The following is a 25,572-nucleotide window of genomic DNA, read 5'->3' as shown; positions in this document are numbered from 1 at the left end:
GGGTTGATGAGTGGTTTGGCATAAATGTCGCGGTCGGAAAGTTCAGCGCCCATTGCAACCCAGGCGCAAGTTTGCGAATGGTTGGTAGAGCATGCCGAACTGCCGAGTGCCGACATCAACCGGGCGCGCAAGCTGTGCGTGGCGCAGTACCGCGACGACAGCGAACTGCTGCGAGTGCTGCTGCGATTGGGCGCCGTGCGCGACGAGCAGGCCGTGCTGGCCTACGCCGCCCTGCTGCCAGCGCCGCGGCTGGCGCAGGAGGCGCTGGCGGCGCTCGAACCGCTGCCGATCGGCAGTGAACGCTTCCTGCGCCACTACGGCCTGGTGGTCATCGGGGCCGACGCCAGCTATATCGAGGTCGTCGCCAGCCCGCCATTGAGTCATTATGCCGTTAACGCGCTGGCCTACTGCGCCGGCAAGGCCGTACGCCTGCAGCTGGCCACGGCCGCCGTAGTACAGAGCGTGATCGAACGCTTTCACGGCCAGGGTCGCAGCGCCATGGATGCCTTGCTCGAATCGCTGGACGAGGCGCCCGGGCTGGACGACATCGAACACCTCAAGGACCTGGCCTCCGAGGCGCCGGTGATCCGCCTGGTCAACATGATCCTGCAGCGCGCCGTACTCGAACGCGCCTCCGACGTGCACATCGAACCCTTCGAAGACCAACTGCAAGTGCGCTACCGCATCGACGGCCTGCTGACCACCGGCGAGGCGCCGCCCGCCAGCTACGCCGCCGCGGTCATCTCGCGGCTGAAGATCATGGCGCGGCTCGACATCGCCGAACGCCGGCTGCCCCAGGACGGGCGCATCATGCTGCGCCTGCAGGGTCGCGAACTCGACCTGCGGGTGTCGACGGTGCCCACCAGCTTTGGCGAGTCGGTGGTCATGCGCCTGCTCGACCGCCAGACCGTGAGCTTCGACTTCCCGGCGCTGGGCATCGACGGCCCGCGCCTGGCCAAGCTGCTGGGCCTGCTCGAACGGCCCCACGGCATCGTGCTGGTGACCGGGCCGACCGGCTCGGGCAAGACCACCACCCTGTACACCGCGCTGTCGCGGCTCAACACCGCCGAGCGCAAGATCATCACCGCCGAGGACCCGGTGGAATACCAGCTGCCCGGCATCAACCAGATCCAGGTCAAGCCAAGTATCGGCCTGGATTTTCCCAGCGTGCTGCGCTCGATCGTGCGTCAGGACCCCGACGTGATCATGATCGGCGAGATGCGCGACCTGGACACCTGCCGCATCGCCATCCAGTCCTCGCTGACCGGCCACCTGGTGCTGTCGACCCTGCACACCAACGGCGCGGCGGCCAGTATCACGCGCCTGCTCGACATGGGCGTGGAGCACTACCTGATCGCCTCGACCCTGCAAGGCATCCTGGCCCAGCGCCTGGTCCGTCGGCTCGACCCGGCCACGCGCATCGCCTTCGAGGCCCCGGCCGAACTGATCGCCCGCCATCGTCTGGACCAGTACACCGCCCAGCGGCCGATCCTGCTCTATCGTCCCGACCCGGACAGCGCCGGCGGCGGCTACCACGGGCGCAGCGCGATTACCGAGCTGCTGGTGATGAACGACGAGCTGCGCGGCCTGCTGATGCGCCAGGCCGACGTCGCCACCCTGGAGCAGGCCGCGCGCCGTCATGGGCTGGTCAGCCTGTTCGAGGACGGTCTGCGCCAGGCCCTGGCCGGCATCACTTCGCTCGAAGAAGTGCTGCGCGTGGCGCGGGAGGACTGATGCAACCCTTCAGCTACCGCGCCCTGGACGCCGACGGCGCCGCGCACAAAGGCTGGATCGAGGCCGCCGACGCGCCCAGCGCTGCCGCCGCCTTGCAGGCCCGCGGCTGGCTGGTGCTCAAGCTGCAACCGGGCGCGGGCCGAGGCCGCCGTGGCCGTGTGGCCAAGGCGCTGGGCGGGGCGCATCTGGTCAGCTTCACCCAGCAGCTGGCGACCTTGCTCGGCGCCGGCCAGCCGCTGGAACGGGCGCTGGGCGTGCTGGCCAGGCAGGCCGGCGAGCGCCGCCGAGCCACGCTGCTGCAACGTGTTCGCGAACAAGTGAAAGGCGGCAAGCCGCTGTCCCAGGCGCTGGAAGAAGAGGGCGGGCAGTTCTCCAGCCTGTACGTCAGCCTGGTGCGTGCCGGCGAAGCCGGCGGCGCGTTGGAACTGGCCCTCGGGCAGCTGGCCGAGTACCTGGAGCGCAGCCAGAAGCTGCGCGGGGAGGTGGTCAACGCGCTGATCTATCCAGCCTTTCTGGTGGTTGGCGTGCTCGGCTCACTGGTCCTGCTGCTGACCTACGTGGTGCCGCAATTCGTGCCGATCTTTAGCGACCTCGGGGTGCCGATCCCGTGGATCACCCAGGCCATCCTCGCCCTCAGCCAGGCCCTGAGCACCTACGGCCTGTGGCTGGCGGGCGCTGCGGCGGCGCTGGTGGCCGGCACCGGCGCGGCGCGGCGCAACCCGCTGCGGCGCCAGCGCCACCACCGGCGTCTGCTGCAACTGAAGATCATCGGCCCGCTGCTGCAACGGCTGGAAGCCGCGCGGCTGGCACGCACCCTGGGCACCTTGCTGGGCAACGGCGTGTCGCTGCTGCAGGCGCTGCAGATCATGCGCCAGGTCAGCGCAAACCTGGCCATTCGCGGCCAGGTCGAGCAAGCCATCGAACAGGTCAAGGGCGGCGGCACCCTGGCCGCTGCCTTTGCCGCGCCGCCGCTGCTGCCGGAGCTGGCCCTGCAGATGATCGAGGTGGGCGAACAGTCCGGGCAACTGGGCGCCATGTTGCTCAAGGCCGCCGCCGTCTTCGACGTCGAGGTCAAGCGCGGTATCGACCGTGTGCTGGCCGCGCTGGTACCGACCCTGACCCTAGTCATGGCGCTGCTGGTCGCCCTGATCATGCTGGCCATCATGCTTCCGCTGATGAGCCTGACCAGTAACATTTGAGGAATCACCCATCATGAAAACGCCACGCTCCGCCCGCCGCCAAGGCGGCTTCACCTTGCTGGAAATGCTCGCGGTCATTGTCCTGCTGGGCATCGTCGCCACCATCGTCGTGCGCCAGGTCGGCGGCAACGTCGACAAGGGCAAGTACGGCGCGGGCAAGGCGCAGCTGGCCAGCCTGAGCATGAAGGTGGAAAGCTACGCGCTGGATGTCGGCGCACCGCCCGCGAGCCTGGCGGAACTGCTCACCCGACCGGCCAATGCCAAGGGCTGGGCCGGCCCCTACGCCAAGCCCTCGGACCTCGACGACCCATTCGGCCACCCGATCGGTTATCGCTTCCCGGGCGAGCACGGCAGTTTCGACCTGATCTTCTACGGCCAGGACGGCCAACCCGGTGGCGATGGCTACAAGGCTGACCTTGGCAACTGGGAATAAACCCGTGGGCGCTGGCCGTGGCTTCACACTGCTCGAATTGCTGGTGGTGATTGCGCTGGTCGGGGTGGCGGCGGGGCTGGTCGGCGTCGGCCTCGGCCGCGGCCTGCATCAGGCCGCCGAGCGTCGTGCGCTGACGCAGATGGTCCAGGCGCTGCGGGCGGCGCGGGTGCAAGCCATCGTCAGCGGCCAACCGGCACTGACCCGCTTCGACCTCGGGCAGCGCCGCGTGCAGGGGCCGCACCAGCGGCCCGCACCGTGGCCTGCTGACTGGCAGGTGCGCCTGCAGACCGCCGAAGCGTTGGGAGCGGCGTTCGAGTTCTACCCCGATGGCGGTGCCAGCGGCGGCAATGTGCTGATCAGCCGTGATCAACGCCAGTGGCGCATCGACGTCGCCTGGCTGACGGGCGCCGTGACCCTGAGGGCGCTGCCATGAGCCGCCAGCAGGGCTTTACCCTGCTGGAAATGCTCGCCGCGCTGGCGTTGCTGGCCGTCTGCGCCAGCGTCTTGTTGGTGGCTTTCGGTCAAGGTGCGCGCAGTCTGCAGCAGTTGGCCAGCAACGATCGCATCAGTCTGGCCGCCCGTTCGCTGTTCGATCAGCTGGACGCTGGGCCCCTCCAGGCCGGCCACTCGCAAGGGCAGTGGGACGGCTTGCCATGGTCCTGCGACATCGCCCCGATACCGGCCCAGGGCGGCCAGGCGCGGCTCTGGCAGATCGAGCTGAGCGTCAGGGACGGCGCGCGCCAGGCGCAGTTCAGCACCTTGCGGGTGCGCAGCGGCGGTAGCGGGCCATGAAGCGCGAACGCGGTTTTACCCTGCTGGAAATCCTCGTGGTGCTGAGCTTGCTCGGGGTGCTGATCGGCCTGCTCGGGACCTTCGTGTTGAACGCCACCGCCAGCCAGGCCCGGGCCGATCTCTACGCCACACGGCTGGACGAGGTGCGCGGGGCGCAGCGTTTTCTGCGCGCGGCCATCAGCCAGGCCCTGCCGCTGGCCACGGATGTTTCGCAGGCCAAGGCGCCGCGTTTCATCGGCGCGGCGGATCAGTTGGTGTTTGTCGCACCCTTGCCCGATTCCCTGGGCGGTGGCCTGTATCAGCAACGGATCAGCAGCAGCGAGCACCGCCTGCAAGTGCGCTTCGCGCGGCTGATGGGCCAGGTCCTGTTGCCGGTGGGCGAGGTGCAGCTGCTGCTCGACGATGTCCAACAGATGAGCTTCAGCTACCGCGGGCTGTCGCCGCAGGCGCAGGACAGCGGCTGGCTGGCCGCCTGGCCGTGGCCCGAACGGCTGCCGCGCCAGGTGCGCATCCAGGCGCATCTGCAAGGGCCGCTGCCGTGGGTCACCGAGGAGATCAACCTGCGCCTGGACCTGGCTGGCGAAGTGGGCAGCGAATGAAGCGCCAACAGGGGATTGCCCTGCTGCTGGTGCTGTGGCTGCTGGCACTGTTGTCGGTGCTGCTGGCCGCACTGGCGGCGACGGTGCAGTTGCAGCATCGCCAGAGTGCCTGGCTCAGTGGCCACACCCAGGCGCTGTTGGCCGCCGAAGCCGGCCTGAGCCTGGCCGTGATGGCCCTGCAGGCCCGCGAGCCGCGCGAGCGCTGGGCCGCCGATGGCCAGCCGCATCGCGTCGAACTGGGCCGCGCCCAGCTGTGGGTGCGGGTGCGCAGTGAGCGCGGCAAGCTGGACCTCAACGCCGCGTCGGCGGCGGACGTGCGCCGGCTGCTGTCGGCCTGCGGCGCCGATGCGGCGGCCAGCGCGGACGTCAGTCAGGCGCTGGAGCAACGGCGTAATGGCCCGGCAGCGCTGCGCACCCTGGAAGAACTCGGCCAGTTGCCGGGCATGACCTACGCGCTGTACCGCTGCGTGCAAGGGCTGGTCACGGTGTGGTCCGGCGCCGAACAACCCGACCCGAGCCTCGCGCCAGCGCGCCTGGCCCGGGCGCTGGGCTTGCCGGTGGTGCATGTCGGCGACGCGCAGCCCGGGCAGATATTCACCATTGTCAGCACCGCACGCCTGGCCGACGGCCAACGCGCGACGCTGCACACGACCTTGATGCTCAACCCGGCAAAGGAGGGCGCACGACCGTATCGGGTCCTGCGCTGGCAAGAATGACCGTATTGATTTCCAACCTGCGTCAGCAGGCTGACTCGCTCCGCCAGCGCTGGGGCCACAGCGCACCGCGCCGGTGGCTGTACGCCTGGTGCGCCGAGCTGGTCGGGCTGCTGCCCGGCGCCGTGCGCGCACGCATGGCCCCTGGCCCCGCGCGGCAACGGCTGGTTTGGCCACTGCCGCCTGGCGTGGACAGCACGCGCCCGGCGACCCTGTTGTTGCCGGCGTCGCTGGTGCTGGTGCAGCGCCTGGAGTTGCCGGCGGCCGCTGCCGGCAACCTGCACGCGGTGGTCGGCTTCGAGATCGACCGCTACACGCCGTTCACCGCCGAGCAGGTGCACTACGCCGTGCGCCTGCTCGAACGCGATGCCACCCGCGCCCGCGTGCTGCTGGTCGCCATCGGCCGCGAGCGGCTGAGCGCGATCCTCGAGCACTGCCAGGGGCTTGGGCTGCAGGTGCACAGCCTGCGCGCGCTGGATGAAAGTGGGCAACTGCTGCCCGGCGAGTTGCTGGCCCTCGAACGCCGGTCCGCTGGGGCTGCGACCCGGCTGCTGCGCGCCGCAATGGTGCTGGCGCTGGCCTTGCTGATCGCTCTGCTGGCCAGCCTGCTGGAGCAGCGCCAGGTCGCGGTCGAGCAGATGAGCGCGCAGGTGGCCGAGCAACGCCGGCAGGTGGCGCAGCTGCAAACCGTGCGCCGTGAATTGACCGACAGTCGCGACGCGGCGGGCTATCTGAGCCGCCTCAAGGCCGCCATGCCGACCACCAGCCAGCTGCTCGGCGAGTTGACCGAGTGCCTGGGCGACGACAGCTGGCTGGAGCAATTGCAAGTGCGCGACAGCGGCGAGCTCTCGGTCGCCGGCCAGAGCCGGCATGCCAGCGCGCTGCTCAACCACGCGCGGGGCTGCGCGCACCTGCAGGCGGTGCAGTTTCAAGGGGTCATCCAGCCCGACGGGCAGACCGGCAATGACCGCTTCGCCCTGGTGGCACGAATCAGACAGGAGGCCGCCGATGCGCCGACCGCTCAAACCCCTTGAACGCCAGATGGGCGCGCTGCTGCTGCTGGCGCTGCTACTGTGGAGCGCCTGGTACCTGCTGATCGACAGCTGGTTCGCCGCGCCCATGGCCGAGCTCGACGCGCAGGCGCAAGGGCTGCAGGAGCAGCATCAGCGTTACGCGCAGTTGCTGGCGCAGGGGCCGGCACTGCAGGCCGCGCTCGAACAGGCCCGCAGCGACCCGGCCAGCCAGCGCAGCCTGCTGGCCGGCGACGACGCCAACGGCGCTGCCGCCGACCTGATGCAGTATGCGGTGGAGCGGGTCAATGCCCAGGCGGGCAAGGGGCCGGGCTGCGTGGTCAGCCAACGCATGCCGATCGTGCCGCCCCAGGACCCCGCTGTACCCTACCGGCAGGTCAAGGTCAGCCTGACGCTTGCGTGCGGTACCGAGCCGCTCCTGCGCCTGCTCGCCGAGCTTGAATACGGCCAGCCGGTGGTGTTCGTCGAAGACCTGAGCCTGCACGGCAGCGTCGGCCCGCAAGGGGCGGGTGGCCCGGGGCGGCTCAAGGTGCAGCTGTTGCTGCGCGGCTACCTTACCGCCAGCGCCGCCGTGGAGCCGCGCTCATGAGGCCGCTGGCGTGGGTCGTGTTGCTCGACGGCGTGCTGGTTACGGCGCTGGCCTGGCTCTGGCTGGCGCCCAGCGCGCCGCTGCAATGGCCGCCCGCCGCGCTGAGCGCGCCCGCGCGGACGAGTGCTGCGCCCATGCCGGCGCTGGCGCCGCTGCTTCCTGAGCAATTGGCCGTGGCCTGGCAGCACCCCTTGTTCAGCCCAACGCGCCAGCCTGACCAGGGCCCGGCGGCCGCCGTGAGCAACCCGCTGGCTGGGCTGACCCTGGGCGGGGTGATCAGCCAGGGCCAGGCGCAATGGGCGCTGCTGCGCCAGGCCGGTCACCCGCCGCTCAAGCTGCGCCTGGGCGACAGCCTGGAGGGCGGCTGGACCCTGCATGCGCTGTCGCGCAGCAGCGCCACCTTCGAGCGTCAGGGACAGACGCAAACCTTGAATCTGCCTCTGGTGCGCTTGCCCGCGCCAACGGTCCGGCTTTCCTCACCTTTCGACGTAACGGCACCATGACCCACCCGATCGCTGCACCGACACCCCTTGCCACCTTGCGCCTGCCCCTGCTGGGCCTGGCCGTGGCCATTGCCTTGGGCGGCTGTGCCTGGCCGCGCCAGGAAAGCCACAACGACCCGGCGCTGATGCGCGAGGCGCTCAACGGCACCGGCGACCAGGCGCCGCCGCCCGCCGCGCTGGAGCTGCCGAGCCCGGCGCCGGCCAACAGTGCGCCGCCGCCCCGGCAGCTGATCGTCGGCAGCCAGCGCTTCATCCACGGCCAGGGCAGCCGCACCCTGCCGGGCGCCACGGCGCAGAGCGGCGACGATGCGCCGGGCAACATTGCCTTCAACTTCACCGACCAGCCGATCGACGCGGTCATCAATACGGTGCTGGGTGATGTGCTGCACGCCAACTACAGCATCACCCCGCAGGTGAAGGGCAACGTCAGCTTCTCCACCTCGCGGCCAGTCAACCGGCAGCAGGCGTTGTCGATCCTGGAGACGCTGCTGTCCTGGACCGACAACGCGATGATCCGCCAGGGCGACCGCTACGTGATTCTGCCCGCCGCCCAGGCCGTGGCCGGCAAGCTGGTCCCGGAGATGCCCGTGGCGCAGCCGGCCAGCGGCCTGTCGGCGCGCCTGTACCCGCTGCGGTTCATCGGCGCCCTGGAGATGCAGAAGCTGCTCAAGCCGTTCGTGCGGGAAAACGCCTTCCTGCTGGTGGACCCCGCGCGCAACGTGTTGAGCCTGGCCGGCAGCGCCGAGGAGCTGGCCAACTACCAGGACACCATCGACACCTTCGACGTCGACTGGCTCAAGGGCATGTCGATCGCCGTGTACGGCTTGCAGCACGCGGCGGTCGGTGAATTGATGCCGCAGCTGCAAAAGGCCTTCGGCCCCGACAGCGGCATGCCGCTGGCCAGCATGGTCAAGTTCATGCCCAACGAGCGCACCAATTCCATCGTCGCCATCTCCGCGCAGCCGGCCTACCTGCAGGAGGTCGGCGACTGGATCAAGACCATCGACGAGGGCGGCGGCAACGAACCGCAGATGTACGTGTACGACGTGCGCAACATGAAGGCCACCGACCTGGCGCGCTATCTGCGGCAGATCTACGGCAGCGGCGCAATCAAGGAAGAGGCCGCCGCCAAGGTTGCGCCGGGCCTGCGCACCACCACGCTGTCATCGCTCAACGGCAGCGGCTCGACCACCAGCGCCAGCCAGGTGACAGGCGGCATGAGCACGGCGCAGAGCGCCACCCCCGCCAGCGATGAAAGTGAAGAGGACGCCGACAGCGACAGCAGCGACAGCAGCGACAGCGCCGGTGACGCCGACAGCGCCGGCAGCGCCAGCCAGAAGACCCTGGAAGAAAGCGTGCGCATCACCGCGCAGAAAAGCACCAACCAGTTGCTGGTGCGCACGCGCCCGGCGCAGTGGAAGGAGATCGAGGCGGCCATCAAGCGCATGGACAATCTGCCGCTGCAGGTGCAGATCGAGACGCGCATCCTCGAGGTCAAGCTCAGCGGCGAACTGGACCTGGGCGTGCAGTGGTACCTGGGCCAGCTGGCGGGCAACTCGACCAGCACCACGGTGGCCGACGCCAGCGGCAGCCAGGGTGCGCTGGGCGGTGGCGGGGCGGGGCTGGGCTCCAGCGACTCGCTGTTCTATTCGTTCGTCAGCAACCACCTGCAGGTTGCCCTGCATGCCCTGCAAACCAATGGCCGCACCCAGGTGCTGTCGGCCCCCTCGCTGGTGGTGATGAACAACCAGCAGGCGCAGATCCAGGTCGGCAACAACATTCCCATCAACCAGACCACGGTCAATACCAGCAGCTCCACCACCACCTTGAGCAGCGTGGAATACGTGCAGACCGGGGTCATCCTCGACGTGACCCCGCGCATCAATCCGGGCGGCCTGGTGTACATGGACATCAAGCAGCAGGTCAGCGATGCCGACACCAGCAGCGTGACCACCGCGCAACCGAACCCGAGCATCTCGACGCGCTCGGTCTCGACCCAGATCGCCGTGCAAAGCGGGCAGACCGTGCTGCTCGGTGGCCTGATCAAGCAGGACAACGCCGAGTCCACCTCCAGTGTCCCGGGCCTGGCCAACATCCCCGGGCTGCGCTGGCTGTTCGGCTCCACCAGCAAGAGCCGCGACCGCACCGAGCTGATCGTGCTGATCACCCCGCGGGTGGTCACCAGTGCGAACCAGGCGCGCCAGGTGACCGACGATTACCGCCAGCAGATGCAGTTGCTGCGGCCTTGAGACTGGGCTGGTTGACGGTGAGGGATATTGTAGTAACATATCTACACTTTGACTGGAGGACTTTCCATGCACCTCACCATTTCAAGCCGGGAATTCAATCAGGACACCAGCGGTGCAAAGAAGGCCGCCCACAACGGCCCGGTGTTCATTACCGATCGAGGCAAGCCGGCTCACGTGTTGCTCACCATCGGTGAATACCAGCGCCTCACCGGCGGGCAGGCCAGCATCATCGATCTGCTGGCAATGCCGGGCAGTGAAGAGATCGAGTTCGAGCCTGTTCGCGTCGAGGTTCAGCCGCGTCCGGTGGACTTCAGCTGATGTATCTACTGGACACCAACGTCGTTTCCGAATTGAGGAAGGCCAGGTCGGCCAAGGCTGACCCTGGCGTGGTCGAATGGGCGCAGGGTGTCGCCGCGGGAGACCTGTTCATTTCAGCCGTCACACTGCTCGAGCTGGAAACCGGCGTGTTGAGGATCCAGCGTAAGGATGCGTCCCAAGGCGCCATCCTGCGTACGTGGATCGATCAGCATGTACTACCAGTATTTGCCGGACGGGTGTTGGCGATCGACAGCGCCGTGGCCTTGCGCTGCGCGCGGTTGCACATACCCGACCCGCGGCAGGAGACCGATGCACTGATTGCCGCTACGGCCCTGCTTCACGGCATGACGGTGGTGACCCGCAATATCCGCGATTTCCAGCACATGGGCGTGCCGCTGCTCAACCCTTGGCGAGCCTGACCGCAGGCTCTGGTGCGAGCAGCGCCCGAGAGGCCGTCGAGCCGGCGTGATCCTTTGGTTGTCACAGGCCTGTCATCTGGCATTGCTAGCGTGCCGCACGCATTGCCAGCAAAGGACGGTCATGTCGCTGATATCCGCTTACCCGATGGCCAGCGCTGGGCGCCGGCAGATCATCATCCGCTCCGACGCCATGAGCGGCGACGCCTTCGGCAGCCTGTTCGAGCGAGTATTCGGTACGCTCTATTCGGACATTCCGCGCCAGGGCCACCCCTTGAGCGTGGCCGGGGTGTATGGCCGGCACGACGGCGTGAGCTTTCGGCACATGAGCTATCGCGGCGACTTTCGCGTGCAGATCCCGGCGCTGGACGATGAAATCACCTTTGTGTTGCCCACGGCCGGGCGCATCGTCTTCGAGCTGGCCAACGAGACCCTGGGCGTGCCCAGCGTCGGCCTGGCGGTGGAAAAGCGCGAAGTGCGCTTGGTGCGCTTTGTCGACGGGCACAGCCAGTATGGGCTGTCGGTACGTCGCGGGTTGTTTGCCCAGCGCCTGTCGCTGCTGCTCGGCCGGCCGGTGATGCAGCCGGTGCGTTTCGCTCCCCGAGTCGACCTGAATGATCCGGCGTTCGATGGCCTGCGTGCAATGGTGCGCTTTGCCACCGGCGCCGAGCTCGACCACCTGATCAACTGCAGCGCGCTGCTGCCCACGCGCCTGCAGGAAATGCTGGTGGATGCGCTGCTGGAGGTGTGGCCGCACAACCACAGCGAGGCGCTCAAGCGCCCGGCGCCAGGCATTGCACCGCGCCATGTGAAGCTGGCCATGGATTACATCCAGGCGCAGCCCGAGGTGCTGGTCAGTGGCAGCGAACTGGCCGCCTTGAGCCATGTCAGCCTGAGGGCGCTGCAGGACGGCTTTCGCCGGTTTGCCGGCACCTCGATCGTCGGCTACCAGCGCCAGGTGCGTCTCGAGTGCGCCTACCAGGCCCTGCGGCAGGACAGCCCGCGCTCGGTCAGCGAGATCGCCCAAGGCCTGGGCTTCGCCAATGTCGGACGCTTCAGCCAATATTTTCGCAGCGCCTACGGGGTAGGGCCGATGGAGGTGCGGCGGCGCTAGGCTGGGGGGCCATGAGGGGGCGCGTGAGGTTCGATATCGCCGACCGGGAATATGGCCACCAGCGGCCGCCCGCGCGGCCTATCGCCAGCTACGCCGGCTCCCACATTTGCTTCGAACGTGCCATTCCAGTGGCATTACCTATGACCGCCTTGGTGCATGGCAGGCTATCACCGAACATCAAGAGCGGTCATAGGCGATGCCATTGGATGAACATAAATCGAAACCGATGTAGGAGCCGGCGTAGCTGGCGATAGGCCGCGCGGGCGGCCGGTGGTGGTCATATTGAACTTCTCGACGGACACATGGCGGCCATTCCAACCCTACAACCTCAGAACCTGTAGCTGGCCTTGACGCTGCCGCTCCAGCCACTGCTGTCGCCACCGCCGACGGCGCCGACTTCGGCGCCCAGGCTGAGGGCGCCCAGGCTGGCGGTCAGATTGGCCGCCCCACTGAATTGATCGCGATGGGCGAACGCCGCCTGCTGGCTGACATCCAGGCCGAGCACCTGGGCATCGCTGTCGACCCGCTGCTCGCCCAGCACGTGCTCGTAGCCCACCTGCAGTCCCGGCACCAGCTGCCAACCGCCGGCCAGACCCATTGGCGTCAGGCTCGCCTTGAGGTTGGCCAGGGCGCTGCGGCGGGTCTGGCGGGTGCCGTCGACGTCCAGCGCCAGTTCGCTGCCTTTTTCGCTGAACCCGTCCAGGTCAAGGTGGCTGACCCGCACGCCCAGGCTCGGTTCCAGGGTCACCGCAGCCGCTGGCAGGCGATACCCCAGGGCCAGGGTAGCGCTGCTCAGCCGACCATGGGTATCACCCTTGGCTGTGCCCAGACCCTCGCCCAGATCGCGCTTGCTGGAGTAATCGACATAGCCGGCGCTGACGTCGGCGGCCACGAACAGACCCTGCTCCAGGCTGTCTGCCGCCAGGCGCGCACCGATGCCGACGAAGGTGCTGTCGGTGTCCACCTCGCCACCCGCGCCGCCGACCGTGCCGTGGCCGTAGCCGAACGCGACGTGACCACCCAGCTGTTCGGAAAAGCGCTGGGTCGCGCCGATCAGGGTGCCTTGGGTGTGTTCATTGCTGCTGGCGGCATGGGCCGACCCGTCCGTGCCCAGATAGCCTGCCAGGCCTGTGGTCCACACGCTGCGCTGGCCGACCTTGAGATCGTCGGCGCTGGCATAGGGCGCAGTCGCCTGTTCGATCAGGCCACCCTGGCGCAGCAGGTAGCTTGCGGCATCGGCATGCACCTGGCCGCCGATGCGGTCCTGCACGCCGCCCAGCGAGCCGCTGTCGATGGCCGATTGCAGATAGTAGTTGTAGGCGGTGTAGGTGCCGGAGAGGCTGCTGTTCTGCAGTTGCTGCAACAGCAGCGCACCGGCGGCGGCGTTGCCGACCAGCCCGGCCTGGCCAGGCAGGCTGTTGTAATAGACCATCTTGGCGCGCAGCACGTAGATGGTCGCCTGGGACAGGCCCAGGCCCTCCTTGAGGTAGTTGTCCATGCTGCCATAGTCGGCCACCACCTCGTCCAGGCCGGCCTGCAGGTAGCTGGCGTCCACGGTCAGCAACGGCGCGTAGATGGCCGCATAGCTGGCCGGCAAGGCGGCCAGGGTGGCGGCGACCCGGGCGGCGGTGTAAGTGTTGGTGGCCAGGTAGTCGCTCATGATGGTCGCGCTGTCGACGCCGGCGATGCTCTGCAAAACCGCGGTAGCCCAGCCGGTGCGGTCCTTGCCGGCGGTGCAGTGGATCAGTTGGGCGGCGTCCACCGAGGCGAGGTCGTTGAACAGCACGGCAAACTGGCTGCGCATGCCGGCGTCGTTGACGAAGGCGCGGTTGGTTTCCTGCATCAAGGCGACCGCCTGGGCGGCGCTGGTATACGAGACGCTGGTGATGTTGGCGCCGGAGCTGGCACTGCCGATGATGTCGATGTTGGTGTAAGTCGCGCCGCTGGGCACGGTGTCCGGTGTGGCGGCGATTTCGCTGGCCGTGCGCAGGTCGTACACGGCACCGATGCCCAGGCTGTCGAGGGTGGCCAGGTCGGCGGCCGACGGCGTCAGGGCGTTGGAGCGGTAGAACACGCCGGCCCGCATGGTGCCGTCATTGGCGGTGCTGTAGGGGGTACTGCCGGCGGTCAGCGTGGTGCCGGCGATGTCGCGGAAGTTGTCGATGCTGGCCAGTCGCGGGGTGGTCAGGACGGTGTCATCGGCGGCTTGCGCGGCGGCGATGGACAGGGCGAGCAAGGATAGCGAACAGACGATACGGTGCAACACGATACAGCCTCCTGAGTACGGGGTAGGCTGGCCACTATCTGTGCCGATTCGAACGCGAATATGACAAGTTTTGACACATGGCAAATGCCTGCGCGATCGGTATGCCGCCGGCGCGATTGGTCCACATCGCTGCATGAACAACTGCAGCAATTACGTCGATGGGCCTTCGCAGCAGGCCCTGTGCCGAGGTATCTTGGGGGCCTTGCAGGCCAGCGGGGTGCTGGCACCTAGAGAGGCTACGATGAAATACCTATTGCTCGCAGGCGCGCTTCTGGCCGTCACCGGTACGGCCCAGGCCGAGATTCCCTTCCTGAACGCGACCTGCCCCAAGGGCGTCCAGGTGCATGCCGACGAAAACGGCCCGATCACCATCAATGGCAAGGAAGCCAAGCTCAAGACCCTCAATGACAACGCCTATGAAGCCAGCGATGCCAACATCACCTTGTCGCTGACGATCAATCCCGATGGCACGCCGCTGGTGTCCTACACCGGCAAGGACAAGACCCACGGTGTTTGCCAGGTCGACGTGGAAGACGACTGAGGCGTCATTGGGCCAGGCGTCCCGTGCGCCTGCGCCACACCACCCGGGTCAGTTCCCAGGTCTGCTTGAGCATGGGACCACCGACGAATTCGCCGGGGCGGGTATCGATCAGCTGCATGCCCTCGCTCTCGGAGATGCGCCGTGAAGCGTGATTGCCCAGTGCCTTGGGTACCTGCATCAAGGTGCGACCCAGGGTCTCGAACCAGAATTCGTTGACCACCGCACAGGCTTCGCGCATATAACCCTGGCCTTGCCACTGGGGCGCCAACCAGAAGCCGCGATGGTTACCGGGCTGGTCATACAGGCAAATGCTGCCGATGGCCTGTGCCGGCTGCTCGGCCAGGCGAATCATCCAGTGCCACTCGCGCAGCGCCTCCATGGCGGGCAGTGCGTGGTCACGCACGTAGGTCAGCGCGCCGTCGGCGGGGTAGGGCCAGGGTACCCGCGCGTCGAGGAAACGCACCACGCTCCAATGCGCGAACAGCTGCTGGATATGCGCCGCGTCGCTCAGTTGCAGGGGCGTAAGAAGCAGGCGCGGGGTGTGCAGGGTAGGGGTAGGCATGGGGCGAGTCCTTGCTGCCGGCCAGTGTGGCGGGTTACCAGGTTGCCGGCGGAGCACGGCGAGTGTGGAATATTCGCAGGATCTGCAAACGGTTGGCCCTGACCCGATAAGGAATTACATAGGGGGTGGCAGGGATGGACCACTCTCGGGTGCCCAGTACGCGGCCTTGCCGCCCCATGTTTGGAAACTCCGCCATTCGGGCGACGGCGGCCGTGACCAGCTGTATGAAGTCGGCAGCGCCAGCAGGAGAGTGGGCCGCGAGGTATGTGGCTTCGTCATCAAGGTTCTGCAACGCAGTCTTCAGCCATTCAACCTGCAGTGCCGGTCCATTTGCCTGTCACAGCGGCCACTTCCCCCGGGCTGGCGAAGTCGCCGGCATCCGCTTCGCCGAGGCCTTTGGTTATCTCTGCGACCTGCCAGGCTTCGCGGTCGAGATAGCCTTGCAGCGCATCGACCGCCAGGTAGGACTTGCTGCAGCCAGTAGCCTGAGCCAGAGCCGCAAGGGAATCGGCCATTTCTTCGGATAGGCGTATAGACATGACAGGCATGCTCGTCTCGGCTAGTGATGTGTATGACACCAGCCTACAACCGCTTACAAGAACACGCCAGATGCGTTTCCATGCATTACCAGCGACCCACGGGCCGCCTTGCAGAACAACAGCCAGGGCGGCCCTGCGCCTCCCGGGAGCTTCGCCCCAGCGATGAGGAGGCGAGGCCACTGCGAGCCTCAGGCCTGCAAGGTCGCCATGTCGATCACGAAGCGATACTTCACGTCGCCAGCGATCATGCGGGTGAACGCCTGGTTGATATTGCGGATGTCCAGCATCTCGATATCGCAGCTTATGCCATGCTCGGCGCAGAAATCCAGGACCTCCTGGGTCTCGGCGATGCCGCCTATCAACGAGCCGGCCAGCACGCGACGCTTCATCACCAGGTTGGCGGCGTGTACCGGCGGATCGACCGGTTCGATCAGGCCGACGAGGATGTGCACGCCGTCGAAGGTCAGGGTGTCGAGGTAGGGGTTGAGGTCATGCTGCACCGGGATGGTGTCGAGCAGGAAGTCGAAGCGCCCGGCGGCGGCCTGCATCTGCGCGGCATCGGTGGACACGATGACGTGGTCGGCGCCCTGGCGGCGGGCTTCTTCGGCCTTGCTCGCCGAGCGGGTGAACAGGGTCACTTCGGCGCCCATGGCCTTGGCAAACTTGATGCCCATGTGGCCCAGGCCACCCATGCCGAGGATGCCGACCTTGTCGCCGGCCTTGACGCCATAGTGCTTGAGCGGCGAGTAGGTGGTGATGCCGGCGCAGAGGATCGGCGCGGCGGCCGCCAGGTCAAGCGCAGCCGGGATGCGCACCACGAAATGCTCGCTGACCACGATGCTGTTGGAGTAGCCACCCATGGTGTTGCTGCCGTCGACCCGATCAGGGGTGGCATAGGTCATGGTCGGGCCTTGCAGGCAATACTGCTCCAGGTCCGCCTGGCAGGCGCTGCACTGGCGGCAGGAATCGACCATGCAGCCGACGCCGACCAGGTCTCCGGCCTTGTAGCGGGTGACGTTGGCGCCCACGGCGGTGACCTTGCCGACGATTTCGTGGCCGGGCATCAGCGGGTACACGGCGATGCCCCATTCGTTGCGCGCCTGGTGGATGTCGGAGTGGCACACGCCGCAGTAAAGAATCTCGATGGCCACGTCGTCCGCACGCGGACTGCGGCGCTCGAAGGTCATGGGTGCGAGGGGGGCGGTGGCGGACTGCGCGGCGTAGCCGATGGCGGTGTACATGGTCGGACCTCGAGGAGTCATGAAAACAGACCGGCATTTTCCCCGCACCGGGCACATCAGCCCATGAACATTCCTCCGGGTGTCATGCCTGATTCTCCGGCATTGCTCACCGAGCCCTTACGCAAACGCCCGTTTCTGCGATGATGCCAGTGTCCAATCCTCCGCCCCGGTCCTCCTCGTTCATGGTCACGCTCCACGACAACGCCAATGCCAGCCTGTGCGCCTTGATCAAGCCGCTGGCGACCCGCCCCGGTTTCGTCGACACCCTGCTGCCCGAAGTCCAGGTGCTCAGCTGGGATCACTACGTCGCCAGCAGCCCGCAGATCTACGAGCCCAGCCTGATGGTCCTTGCCCAGGGCAGCAAGCTGGCACGCCTGGGCCCGCGTACCCTGGAGTACGGCGCCGGGCATTACCTGGTGCAGGCGCTGTCGGTACCTTTCATGTGCGAGACCTTCGCTACCGCGCAGGAGCCGCTGTATGGCGTGGCTATCGCCATCGACCGTCTGCTGCTCGGCGAACTGGTGGAAAGCATGGGCACCCCCGGCAGCGCACAGTTGCAGACTCCCGAGTCGATGACCTCGGCGGCCCTCGACGACAGCATGCGCAGCAGTGTCGAGCGACTGTTGCGCTGCCTGCACGACCCGCTCGAATGCCGGGTGATGGGCCGCGCGCGACTGCGCGAGGTGCTCTACGTGGCGCTGCGCGGACCGCAGGCCGGGGTATTGCAGGCACTGGTCGAGCAGCAGGGGCACTTCGCCCGCATCGCCAGCTCGCTGAACTACCTGCGCGAGCGCTACGCCGAGCCGCTGAGCGTGGAGCAACTGGCGCGGTGCGCGAACATGAGCCCCTCGACCTTCCACGAGCATTTCAAACGCAGCACCTTGCTTTCGCCGGTGCAGTACCTCAAGCGCCTGCGGCTGATCAAGGCTCAGCAGATGCTGATCGGCGAGGGCCTGGGCGTGGCGCAGGTGGCGCACAAGGTCGGCTACCAGAGCACCTCGCAGTTCAGCCGCGAGTACAAGCGCTACTACGATCGCAGCCCGGGTAGCGAAGCCGCTCAGCGCACGCTGGCTTGAACCTCGGCGCGCAGCCAGCACAGGAAGGCGGCAATGGGCGCAGACTGCTCCTTGCCCTGGGCGCAAAGGAAGTGATAGCCGCTGTCGGTGTCCAGCTCCTCGTCCCACACCTTCACCAGCTTGCCGCTGGCCAGCTCGTCGCCCAGGTGCGAGGTGCGCGCCATGGCCACGCCCAGGCCCCGAACTGCGCCGAGCACCGCCATGTGCGTGTGCGGCACGGTCAGCGCGCGGTTGAGCGGAGCGTAGGTCAGGTCGTGATGGTCGAGCCAGGCATCCCATGACGGCGCGCGCACCGGGCCACCATTGAGCATGTCGCGGGTGCGAAAGATCAGCGGGTAGTTCAACACTTCGGCGGCATGGCCGGGCCGCCCGAACGTCTCGAGCAGGCCCGGGCTGCAGACCGGGAACATCTTTTCTTCCAGCAGCAAGGACGTGAACAGCCCGGGCCAGAGATGGCCTCTCGGTGCATTCTTGATTGCCACTTGCGCGGCGCCGTCGAAGCGGGCGAACTCTTCATTGGCGATCTGCACATCGATGTGCGGCCATTGTGCAGTGAAGCCGGCCAGGCGCGGCAGCAGCCAGGTGCTGGCGAACGAGTCGTGGACATAGACCTGCAGGGTTACCGGGCGCTGCGTCTGCCGGGCGAACCTGTCGACCAGCCGGGTCATGTCGCGCAGGAAACCGCGCACCACCGACAGCAATTCGGCGCCCTGCTCGGTGAGGGTGATGGCGCCCAGCTGGCGCTCGAACAGGCTGACCCCGAGGGTCTCCTCGAGCTGCTTGATCTGGTGGCTGATGGCGCTCTGGGTCAGGTGCAGCTCCGCGGCCGCCTGGGAGAAGTTCAGGTGCCGGGCGCAGGCCTCGAAGCCTTTGAGCGAGCCCAGCGAGGGGAGTTTTTTCAGGGCCACGGGCAGTGCTCGCAAATAAGCATCATGGGGTATGAAATCGTTTCATTAACCGGGGCGAAAGTGCCCATTCTAGAATGAAGCTTCGGTTGCAATCACGTTGTTTATCGCCAGGTGAGTGAGCATGAAGTTCTCCGATGCGGCCCTGTCCGCTGCGCCACAATCCGATCATTCGCGCAAGAAAACCTTGGCTGCGGCCTGTCTGGCCCATGCCACCCACGATGGCCTGAGCGACCTGGTGTACGTCTTCCTGCCGGTGTGGAAAGACCGCTTTGCCTTGAGTTTTACCGTGCTCAGCCTGCTGCGCAGCGCCTACTCGCTGACCCTTGCGGTCCTGCAGGTGCCGGCGGCTGCACTGGCGATGAAAATGGCCCGGCCACAGCAACTGTTGATCGGCGCTACCTTGTTGACCGGTAGCGGCTGGCTGCTCGGCGGCCTGGCCGACAGCGTGGTGTTGCTGGGCCTGGCGCTGGTGCTTTCGGGGATCGGCGCCAGCACCCAGCATCCCATCGCCTCGGCGATGGTCTCGCGTGCCTATGGGCGCGAGGCGAAGAAGCCGTTGGGGATCTACAACTTCGCCGGCGACCTGGGCAAATCGCTGCTGCCGGCGGGGGCGGCGGTGCTGCTGGGGTATCTTTCATACAAGAGCACGGTGGCCTTGTACGCCATCGTCAGCATCGCCTCGGCGTTGCTGATGTGGGCGCTGTTTCGGTCCTCGGAAAACGTCGGGGCCGCCGCCGCCAAACACAAGCCGGGCGACCTGCCTGGCCAGGCCAATCCGCCGGCGTTCTACGCCCTGCTGGCCACCGGCGTGCTGGACAGCGCCGTGCGCATGGGCTTTCTGACCTTCCTGCCCTTCATCGTCAGGGCCCATGGCGGCACGCTGGCGCAGACCGGGCTGGCGCTGACCCTGGTGTTCATCGGCGGCGCAGTGGGCAAGTTCGCCTGCGGCTGGCTGTCCGAATCGCTGGGCATGATCCGCACGGTATGGGTGACGGAACTCGGCACGGCGGCGCTGATCGGCGTGGTGCTGTGGGCCCCGCTGGGGCTGGCCCTGTTCGCCCTGCCACTGCTCGGGGCGATGCTCAATGGCACGTCTTCGGTGTTCTACGGCGCCGTGGCAGATGTGGTCGACTCGCACAAACTAGAGCGGGCGTTCGCGATCTTCTATACCGGCACCATTGGCTCCGGAGCACTGGCCCCGGTGTTGTACGGCGTGATCGGCGATCACTTGGGCGTGCATTTCGTGACGGTGGTAGTGGCGTTGACGGCGGTGCTGACGCTGGTGCCGGTGATGGTGTTTGCCTCGCGGGTGCGGGAGTAGGCTTGGCATTGCAGGACCGGGCTTGGCTTTGCAAGACCGGGCTTGACCGGGGAAACCGGCGACCCGGTTCCCCAGCAAACTCGGTCCCTACAGGGGCCGCGTTACCTCAATAGCCCGCGCCGAGCCAGGTTCTGCATCAATGCGCCGACGCCGAATTCCCAGCGCGGCGCCTGGTCGCTGGTGGTCACGCGGTTGTGCAGCGCGCCCAATGCCGGCGAGGCGATGCGCACCAGGTCGCCTTCCTTGTGGGTGAAGCCTTGCCCGGGCTGGTCGCGGTCGTCGGTGGGGGCGAACAGGGTGCCGAGAAACAGCACGAAGCCGTCCGGGTACTGGTGGTTGTCGTTGAGCGTCTGTCCGGCCAGGTCCGCTGGGTCGCGGCTGATCTGGCTCATCGAGCTCTTGCCGTTGAGCACGTAGTCGTCCCGGCCTTCGACGTGCAGCGCGACCTCGCAGCGGCGCACATCGTCGAGGCTGAAATGCTCGTCGAACAGGCGGATGAACGGGCCCAGGGCGCAGGAGGCGTTGTTGTCCTTGGCCTTGCTCAACAGCAAGGCGCTGCGCCCTTCGAAGTCGCGCAGGTTGACGTCGTTGCCCAGGGTCGCGCCATGGATGCGCCCCCGGCTGTCGACGGCCAGCACCACTTCGGGCTCGGGGTTGTTCCAGCTCGAGCCAGGGTGGATACCGATCGCGCTGCCGCTGCCGACCGCCGCCAGCACTGGCGCCTTGGTGAATATCTCGGCATCGGGGCCGATGCCGACCTCAAGGTACTGCGACCACATCTGCTGATCGATCAGCACCTGTTTGAGGCGCATCGCCTCGGCGGAGCCCGGGCGCAGGTCGCGCAGGTTGTCGCCGATCACCTCGTGCACCAGCTGGCGAATCTGCTCGGCGCGCTGCGCGTCGCCGCCGGCTTTTTCTTCGATCACCCGCTCGATCATGCTTGAGGCGAACGTGACGCCGGCGGCCTTGATCACCTGCAGGTCGACAGGCGCCAGCAGGCTGGGTCGCGCCGGGTCGCGCTGCTCGCCGCTGTTGGCCAGCAGCGCCTCGATGCTGCCGAGCGCCGTACCCCTCGCATCACGCACCGCCAGCAAGGGCGATTCGCTGTCGAGCAAAAGGCTCAGGGTGGGGAACTGCGCGGTGCAGTCCAGCACCTGGCCGTCGCGCACGATCACCACGGCCGGGCCGGCCAGCGCTCCGGGCAGCCACACGCGGCCCACCAGGGTTGCCCGCTGCCAATCCTCGGGCAGGGTATTGTCGATGGTCAAACGCAGCGCTTGCATAGGCATGTCCTCAACTTCAATGGGAGTGGCGCGGTGGGCCGTTCTGCTCGATCACCCGCCAGTACAGGGTGGCCGGCTCCAGGCAACCGCCGGTGGAGAGTTGCCCGACCAGCTGGCGGTACAATTCCTGCCACGGTGTCTGCGACGGGGCCAGGGCCGGCAGCGGCGCCTGCCGACGAATGTCCAGTTCGGCTTCATCGACCAGCAGGTCGACGCTGCGGGCGTTCAGATCGATGCGCAGGCGATCGCCGGTGCGCAGCAGCGCCAGGCCGCCGCCGACCGCCGACTCCGGCGACATGTTGAGGATCGACGGGCTGGCCGAGGTGCCGCTCTGGCGACCGTCGCCCAGGCACGGCAGCGAATCGATGCCGGCCTTGATCAGCGCTGACGGCGGCGCCATGTTGACCACTTCGGCGCTGCCCGGGTAACCCACGGTGCCGCAGCCGCGGATCACCAGGATGCAACGCTCGTCGATGTCCAGTGCCGGGTCGTTGATGCGCGCCTGGTAGTCCTCGGGGCCGTCGAAGACGATGGCCCGGGCCTCCCAGCAGTTGGGCTGTTCGGGGTCGCTCAGGTAGGTGCTGCGAAAGGCCTCGCCGACCACCGACATCTTCATGATCGCGCTGTCGAAGAAGTTGCCGCTGAGCACGATGAAACCGGCGCGATGCTTGAGGGGTTCCTCATAGCTGCGGATCACGTCGCGGTCGTTGGCCACTGCGTCGGCGACGATTTCGCCCATGCTGCGGCCGCTCACCGAATGGCATTCGCGATGCAGGCGGCCGACCTTGTCCAGCTCATGCATCACCGCCGGCACACCGCCGGCGCGGTGGAAACTTTCGCCGAGGTATTCGCCGGCGGGCATGCAGTTGACCAGCAGTGGCACGTCTTCGCCGACCCGTTGCCAGTCGTCCAGCGACAGCTCGATGCCGCTGTGCCGGGCAATGGCGATCAGGTGCGGCGGGCAGTTGGTCGACGCACCGAGGGCCGAGGCCACGGCGATGGCGTTCTCGAAGGCGGCGTGGGTCATGATCTGCGAGGGGCGCACGTCCTCGCGCACCAGGTCGACGATGCGCAGGCCGGTGGCATAGGCCATCTGCCCGCGCTCGCGGTAGGGCGCCGGAATGCTCGCGCAGCCGGGCAGCGACATGCCCAGGGCTTCGGCCAGTGCGTTCATCGACAGTGCCGTGCCCATGGTGTTGCAGTGGCCGATCGACGGCGAGGCGGCCGTGGTGAGGGTCATGAAGCCTTCGTAGTCGATCTCGCCGGCGCTGAGCAGGTTGCGCGCATGCCACAGCACAGTGCCCGAGCCAATGCGCTGGCCCTTGTGCCAGCCGTCGAGCATCGGCCCGCCCGACAGCACGATGGACGGCAGGTCGGTGGTGGCCGCCGCCATCAGGCAGGCGGGGGTGGTCTTGTCGCAACCGGTGGTCAGCACCACGCCGTCCAGTGGGTAGCCGTGCAGCACTTCCACCAGGCCCAGGTAGGCCAGGTTGCGGTCCAGCGCCGCCGTGGGCCGGCGGCTCTGTTCGGCGATGGGGTGCACCGGAAATTCCATGGGGATGCCGCCGGCATCGCGGATACCGTCCTTGACCCGCTTGGCCAGCTCGATGTGGTGGCGGTTGCACGGGGTCAGGTCGCTGCCGGTCTGGGCAATGCCGATGATCGGCCGGCCCGATTGCAGCTCGGCCCGGGTCAGGCCCTGATTCATGTAGCGCTCGACATAGAGCGCGGTCAGGTCGGCATGGCTGGGGTCGTCGAACCACTGCTGGCTGCGCAGGCGACGGGGGGTAGGCTCGGTCATCGGGAACTCCGGCGAATGATTATTGTGGGAGTGCGTTGTGACGGCGCAGCTGGCGGATCAGCCCGGCATGGTCGAGCTCGCCGTCGCCGGCCTCGACCATGGCGGCGAAAAGGCTGTCCACCAGGCGGCCGACCGGCAGCTGCAGGCCCAGCGAGTCGGCATGGGCGAGGGCGGTATGGGTGTCCTTGAGTTGCCACTTGGCCATGCCGCCCGGGGTGAAGTCGCCGCCGAGCATGCGCTGGCCGTGCTGGCGCCAGATCGGCGAGTCGACGAAGCCGCCGAGCAGTGCCTCGTGCACTTTGGCCGGGTCGGCGCCGCCGCGCTCGGCCAACAGCAGGCCCTCGGCGACCGTGGCGATGGTGCTGGCGACGATCAACTGGTTGACCAGCTTGGCCAGCTCGCCGGTCCCGGCCGGGCCGACGTGCACCGGCCGGCCCATGGCGGCGAGCACCGCGCGGCCCTGGGCGAAGGCAGCAGGCTCGCCGCCCACCATGATCGCCAGGCTGGCCTCGCGGGCGCCACGCTCGCCGCCGGATACCGGTGCATCCAGATAGCCCAGCCCCAGCTCGGCGCAGCGGCGCGCCTGGGCGGCGGCGGTGTCGACCGGAATCGAGCTCATGACGATCAACAGCGCCCCGGCCGGCAACGCTGCTGCGGCGCCCTCGGCGCCGAACAGCACTGCGTCGCAGGTCGGCCCATCGCTGAGCATGCACACCAGCACCTGGGCGCCCTCGGCGGCCTGTCGTGCGCTGGTGCAGATTTTTGCGCCATCGGCGGCCAGCTCGCCGGCCTTGGCTGGCGAACGGTTCCACGCCTGCACCGCGTAGCCGGCCTTGAGCAGGTTGCGCACCATGGGTTTGCCCATGATGCCGGTGCCGATGAACGCTACTGTGTTGCCACTCATGCTTTTCCTCCAACTGCTTTGACGGGGGGGACCGGCGTGTCCGTGAGGACCACTTTGTTGCGGGGCATCAGCACCATCGCCAGACCACCGGCGCCGACCAGGGCAGCGATGATCAGGAAGCCCGGGGTATAGCTGCCGGTCAGGTTGAACAGATAGCCGGTCAGGTAGGGCCCGGTGAAACCGCTGAGGTTGCCGATCGAGTTGATCAGGCCGATACCGGCGGCAGCGCCGACCCCGGTCAGCACCTGCCCGGGCACGGCCCAGAAGACGTTGATGGCGCTGTACACGCCGATAGCCAGCAGCACGAAACCAATGACGATGATCCACGGCTGGTTGATCAGCAGCGCCACGGCGATCGACACCGCCGCCAGGATGGCGGCGCCGCCGGCATGCCAGTGGCGTTCCTGCAGGCGGTCGGAGCGTCGGCTCCACCAGATCATCGCGACGGCGGCCAGGGCATAGGGAATGGCCGTGATCAGGCCGTTCTGCATCAGGCCGATCTCCAGGCCGAACGAGGCGCGGAACGAGGCCAGCACCGTGGGCATGAAGAAGTTCATGGCGTTGGAGCCTGAGGTAATGCCGAAGTAGACCAGCGCCAGCAGCCAGACCTGGCGGCTGCCCAGGGCCTTGCGCACCATTTGCGCCTTGCTTGGCTGACGCCCGACCACCAGCGGCTTGGCGCGTTCTTCGGCGTCCAGGGTGTTCATCAGCCAGGTGCGTTGCTCGTCGCTGAGCCAGTGGGCATCGGCCGGGCGGTCGGTCAGGTAGAAGAAGCAGACCACGCCGAGGATGATCGCCGGTACCGCCTCGGCGATGTACATCAGCCGCCAGCCGACCACGCCGACCACGTCACCCAGCTGCATCAGGCCCACCGACAGCGGCGCACCGAGCACCTGGGCGATGGGCACGCCGAGGTAGAAGGTGGCGATCATGCGCGCACGGTAGCGGGCCGGGAACCACAGCGACAGCAGGTAGATGACCCCGGGAAAGAACCCGGCCTCGGCCAGGCCCAGCAGGAAGCGCAGGGTGATGAAATGCCCGGCGGTCTGCAGCAGGCCCATGAGGCCGGCGATGATGCCCCAGGTGACCATGATTCGCGCCAGCCAGACCCGCGCGCCGAAGCGATGCAACAGCACGTTGCTCGGCACTTCGAAGAGGAAGTAGCCGAGAAAGAAGATCCCGGCGCCCAGGCCGAAGATGGTCTGGCTGATGCCGATGTCGTCGTTCATGCGCAGGGCGGCGAAACCAACGTTGTTGCGGTCGAGAAAGGCCACCACGAACAGCAGAATCAGGAACGGCACCAGGCGCCGGGTGACCCGCTTGATGGTTTGTCTTTCGAGCTCCGAGACTTCCGGGTGTGGGGTGATCATGGGCATGGCCTCGCGTTCTTGTTGTTTTTTGGAGGGGGTGTCAAAAGGGACCGAGTCGGCGGCGGCCCAG

Annotated in this window: 27 protein-coding genes; 17 read left to right on the top strand and 10 right to left on the bottom strand. The window is 67.4% G+C overall.

Annotated features, from left to right (window positions below; genetic code table 11):
- Window positions 1-24: 24 nt before the first annotated feature.
- The 14 genes from SFA35_RS17650 (at window position 25) to SFA35_RS17585 (ending at window position 11,690) form a co-directional block, all read left to right on the top strand.
- The gene (locus tag SFA35_RS17650; RefSeq protein ID WP_320571823.1) at window positions 25-1,734 is read left to right on the top strand and encodes a GspE/PulE family protein; all 1,710 of its coding nucleotides are present in this window, start codon (window positions 25-27) and stop codon (window positions 1,732-1,734) included.
- On the top strand, window positions 1,734-2,933 hold the full coding sequence (gene gspF, locus SFA35_RS17645; RefSeq protein WP_320571822.1) for a type II secretion system inner membrane protein GspF: 1,200 nt from the start codon (window positions 1,734-1,736) through the stop codon (window positions 2,931-2,933). The genes SFA35_RS17650 and gspF overlap by 1 nt, the downstream gene beginning before the upstream one ends.
- 13 nt (window positions 2,934-2,946) lie before the next feature.
- The gene (gene gspG, locus SFA35_RS17640) at window positions 2,947-3,366 is read left to right on the top strand and encodes a type II secretion system major pseudopilin GspG (RefSeq protein ID WP_320571821.1); all 420 of its coding nucleotides are present in this window, start codon (window positions 2,947-2,949) and stop codon (window positions 3,364-3,366) included.
- Between the two features lie 4 nt (window positions 3,367-3,370).
- The gene (locus SFA35_RS17635; protein ID WP_414058418.1) at window positions 3,371-3,799 is read left to right on the top strand and encodes a Tfp pilus assembly protein FimT/FimU; all 429 of its coding nucleotides are present in this window, start codon (window positions 3,371-3,373) and stop codon (window positions 3,797-3,799) included.
- Complete coding sequence (locus tag SFA35_RS17630; RefSeq protein WP_320571819.1) at window positions 3,796-4,158, top strand: prepilin-type N-terminal cleavage/methylation domain-containing protein; 363 nt, start codon at window positions 3,796-3,798, stop codon at window positions 4,156-4,158. Before SFA35_RS17635 ends, SFA35_RS17630 begins: the two co-directional genes overlap by 4 nt.
- Window positions 4,155-4,757 carry a prepilin-type N-terminal cleavage/methylation domain-containing protein gene (locus SFA35_RS17625; RefSeq protein WP_320571818.1) on the top strand — a complete coding sequence of 201 codons (603 nt, stop codon included), beginning with the start codon at window positions 4,155-4,157 and terminating at the stop codon, window positions 4,755-4,757. The genes SFA35_RS17630 and SFA35_RS17625 overlap by 4 nt, the downstream gene beginning before the upstream one ends.
- The gene (locus SFA35_RS17620; RefSeq protein ID WP_320571817.1) at window positions 4,754-5,473 is read left to right on the top strand and encodes a type II secretion system protein GspK; all 720 of its coding nucleotides are present in this window, start codon (window positions 4,754-4,756) and stop codon (window positions 5,471-5,473) included. Before SFA35_RS17625 ends, SFA35_RS17620 begins: the two co-directional genes overlap by 4 nt.
- Window positions 5,470-6,504 carry a type II secretion system protein GspL gene (locus SFA35_RS17615; RefSeq protein ID WP_320571816.1) on the top strand — a complete coding sequence of 345 codons (1,035 nt, stop codon included), beginning with the start codon at window positions 5,470-5,472 and terminating at the stop codon, window positions 6,502-6,504. Before SFA35_RS17620 ends, SFA35_RS17615 begins: the two co-directional genes overlap by 4 nt.
- Complete coding sequence (gspM, locus tag SFA35_RS17610; protein ID WP_320571815.1) at window positions 6,479-7,090, top strand: type II secretion system protein GspM; 612 nt, start codon at window positions 6,479-6,481, stop codon at window positions 7,088-7,090. Before SFA35_RS17615 ends, gspM begins: the two co-directional genes overlap by 26 nt.
- Entirely contained in the window at window positions 7,087-7,593 is a 507-nt protein-coding gene (locus SFA35_RS17605) for a type II secretion system protein N (protein ID WP_320571814.1), read from the top strand. The genes gspM and SFA35_RS17605 overlap by 4 nt, the downstream gene beginning before the upstream one ends.
- A complete protein-coding gene (gspD, locus tag SFA35_RS17600) occupies window positions 7,590-9,842 on the top strand; it encodes a type II secretion system secretin GspD (RefSeq protein WP_320571813.1) in 2,253 nt (750 codons plus the stop codon). Before SFA35_RS17605 ends, gspD begins: the two co-directional genes overlap by 4 nt.
- 66 nt (window positions 9,843-9,908) lie before the next feature.
- Window positions 9,909-10,160 (top strand): type II toxin-antitoxin system Phd/YefM family antitoxin, encoded by a 252-nt coding sequence (locus SFA35_RS17595; RefSeq protein ID WP_320571812.1) that lies wholly within the window; start codon window positions 9,909-9,911, stop codon window positions 10,158-10,160.
- Window positions 10,160-10,579, top strand: a complete 420-nt coding sequence (locus SFA35_RS17590) for a type II toxin-antitoxin system VapC family toxin (protein ID WP_320571811.1) — start codon at window positions 10,160-10,162, stop codon at window positions 10,577-10,579. Before SFA35_RS17595 ends, SFA35_RS17590 begins: the two co-directional genes overlap by 1 nt.
- A 121-nt stretch (window positions 10,580-10,700) precedes the next feature.
- On the top strand, window positions 10,701-11,690 hold the full coding sequence (locus SFA35_RS17585) for a helix-turn-helix transcriptional regulator (protein ID WP_320571810.1): 990 nt from the start codon (window positions 10,701-10,703) through the stop codon (window positions 11,688-11,690).
- Between the two features lie 328 nt (window positions 11,691-12,018).
- Here SFA35_RS17585 and SFA35_RS17580 read toward each other — a convergent pair whose 3' ends face one another.
- Window positions 12,019-13,956, bottom strand: coding sequence for a tyrosine-protein phosphatase (locus tag SFA35_RS17580; protein WP_320571809.1), 1,938 nt, complete (start codon window positions 13,954-13,956; stop codon window positions 12,019-12,021).
- 241 nt (window positions 13,957-14,197) lie between these two features.
- Here SFA35_RS17580 and SFA35_RS17575 point away from each other — a divergent pair, with 241 nt between their 5' ends.
- Window positions 14,198-14,497 (top strand): hypothetical protein, encoded by a 300-nt coding sequence (locus SFA35_RS17575; protein WP_320571808.1) that lies wholly within the window; start codon window positions 14,198-14,200, stop codon window positions 14,495-14,497.
- Between the two features lie 4 nt (window positions 14,498-14,501).
- Here SFA35_RS17575 and SFA35_RS17570 read toward each other — a convergent pair whose 3' ends face one another.
- The 4 genes from SFA35_RS17570 to SFA35_RS17555 form a co-directional block, all read right to left on the bottom strand.
- Window positions 14,502-15,059, bottom strand: a complete 558-nt coding sequence (locus SFA35_RS17570; protein ID WP_320571807.1) for a GNAT family N-acetyltransferase — start codon at window positions 15,057-15,059, stop codon at window positions 14,502-14,504.
- Between the two features lie 34 nt (window positions 15,060-15,093).
- Complete coding sequence (locus SFA35_RS17565; protein ID WP_320579091.1) at window positions 15,094-15,378, bottom strand: type II toxin-antitoxin system RelE/ParE family toxin; 285 nt, start codon at window positions 15,376-15,378, stop codon at window positions 15,094-15,096.
- The gene (locus tag SFA35_RS17560; protein ID WP_320571806.1) at window positions 15,368-15,607 is read right to left on the bottom strand and encodes a CopG family ribbon-helix-helix protein; all 240 of its coding nucleotides are present in this window, start codon (window positions 15,605-15,607) and stop codon (window positions 15,368-15,370) included. Before SFA35_RS17560 ends, SFA35_RS17565 begins: the two co-directional genes overlap by 11 nt.
- A 179-nt stretch (window positions 15,608-15,786) precedes the next feature.
- Window positions 15,787-16,839: an NAD(P)-dependent alcohol dehydrogenase gene (locus tag SFA35_RS17555; RefSeq protein ID WP_320579088.1), complete on the bottom strand. Its 1,053-nt coding sequence runs from the start codon at window positions 16,837-16,839 to the stop codon at window positions 15,787-15,789.
- Between the two features lie 182 nt (window positions 16,840-17,021).
- Here SFA35_RS17555 and SFA35_RS17550 point away from each other — a divergent pair, with 182 nt between their 5' ends.
- Window positions 17,022-17,915 (top strand): AraC family transcriptional regulator, encoded by an 894-nt coding sequence (locus SFA35_RS17550; protein ID WP_320571805.1) that lies wholly within the window; start codon window positions 17,022-17,024, stop codon window positions 17,913-17,915.
- On the opposite strand, the gene SFA35_RS17545 is transcribed toward SFA35_RS17550, so the two are convergent.
- Window positions 17,897-18,838 (bottom strand): LysR substrate-binding domain-containing protein, encoded by a 942-nt coding sequence (locus tag SFA35_RS17545; protein ID WP_320571804.1) that lies wholly within the window; start codon window positions 18,836-18,838, stop codon window positions 17,897-17,899. The two genes, SFA35_RS17550 and SFA35_RS17545, sit on opposite strands and share 19 nt — an antisense overlap.
- A gap of 106 nt (window positions 18,839-18,944) precedes the next feature.
- Here SFA35_RS17545 and SFA35_RS17540 point away from each other — a divergent pair, with 106 nt between their 5' ends.
- A complete protein-coding gene (locus SFA35_RS17540) occupies window positions 18,945-20,144 on the top strand; it encodes an MFS transporter (protein WP_320571803.1) in 1,200 nt (399 codons plus the stop codon).
- Window positions 20,145-20,245: 101 nt separating this feature from the next.
- On the opposite strand, the gene SFA35_RS17535 is transcribed toward SFA35_RS17540, so the two are convergent.
- Genes SFA35_RS17535 through SFA35_RS17520 form a run of 4 tightly spaced genes read right to left on the bottom strand, consistent with a single transcriptional unit; the run spans window position 20,246 to window position 25,502 of the window.
- Complete coding sequence (locus SFA35_RS17535) at window positions 20,246-21,427, bottom strand: fumarylacetoacetate hydrolase family protein (RefSeq protein WP_320571802.1); 1,182 nt, start codon at window positions 21,425-21,427, stop codon at window positions 20,246-20,248.
- Window positions 21,428-21,443: 16 nt separating this feature from the next.
- Complete coding sequence (locus SFA35_RS17530) at window positions 21,444-23,228, bottom strand: IlvD/Edd family dehydratase (protein WP_320571801.1); 1,785 nt, start codon at window positions 23,226-23,228, stop codon at window positions 21,444-21,446.
- A 19-nt stretch (window positions 23,229-23,247) separates the two neighbouring features.
- A complete protein-coding gene (locus SFA35_RS17525) occupies window positions 23,248-24,132 on the bottom strand; it encodes an NAD(P)-dependent oxidoreductase (protein WP_320571800.1) in 885 nt (294 codons plus the stop codon).
- Complete coding sequence (locus SFA35_RS17520) at window positions 24,129-25,502, bottom strand: MFS transporter (RefSeq protein ID WP_320579086.1); 1,374 nt, start codon at window positions 25,500-25,502, stop codon at window positions 24,129-24,131. The genes SFA35_RS17525 and SFA35_RS17520 overlap by 4 nt, the downstream gene beginning before the upstream one ends.
- Between the last annotated feature and the right edge of the window lie 70 nt (window positions 25,503-25,572).

The sequence above is a fragment of the Pseudomonas sp. HR96 genome, assembly GCF_034059295.1.
Classification (GTDB): Bacteria; Pseudomonadota; Gammaproteobacteria; order Pseudomonadales; family Pseudomonadaceae; genus Aquipseudomonas.
Note: the sequence above shows the minus strand (reverse complement) of the source record. Positions and strands in the feature narration are given on the sequence as shown.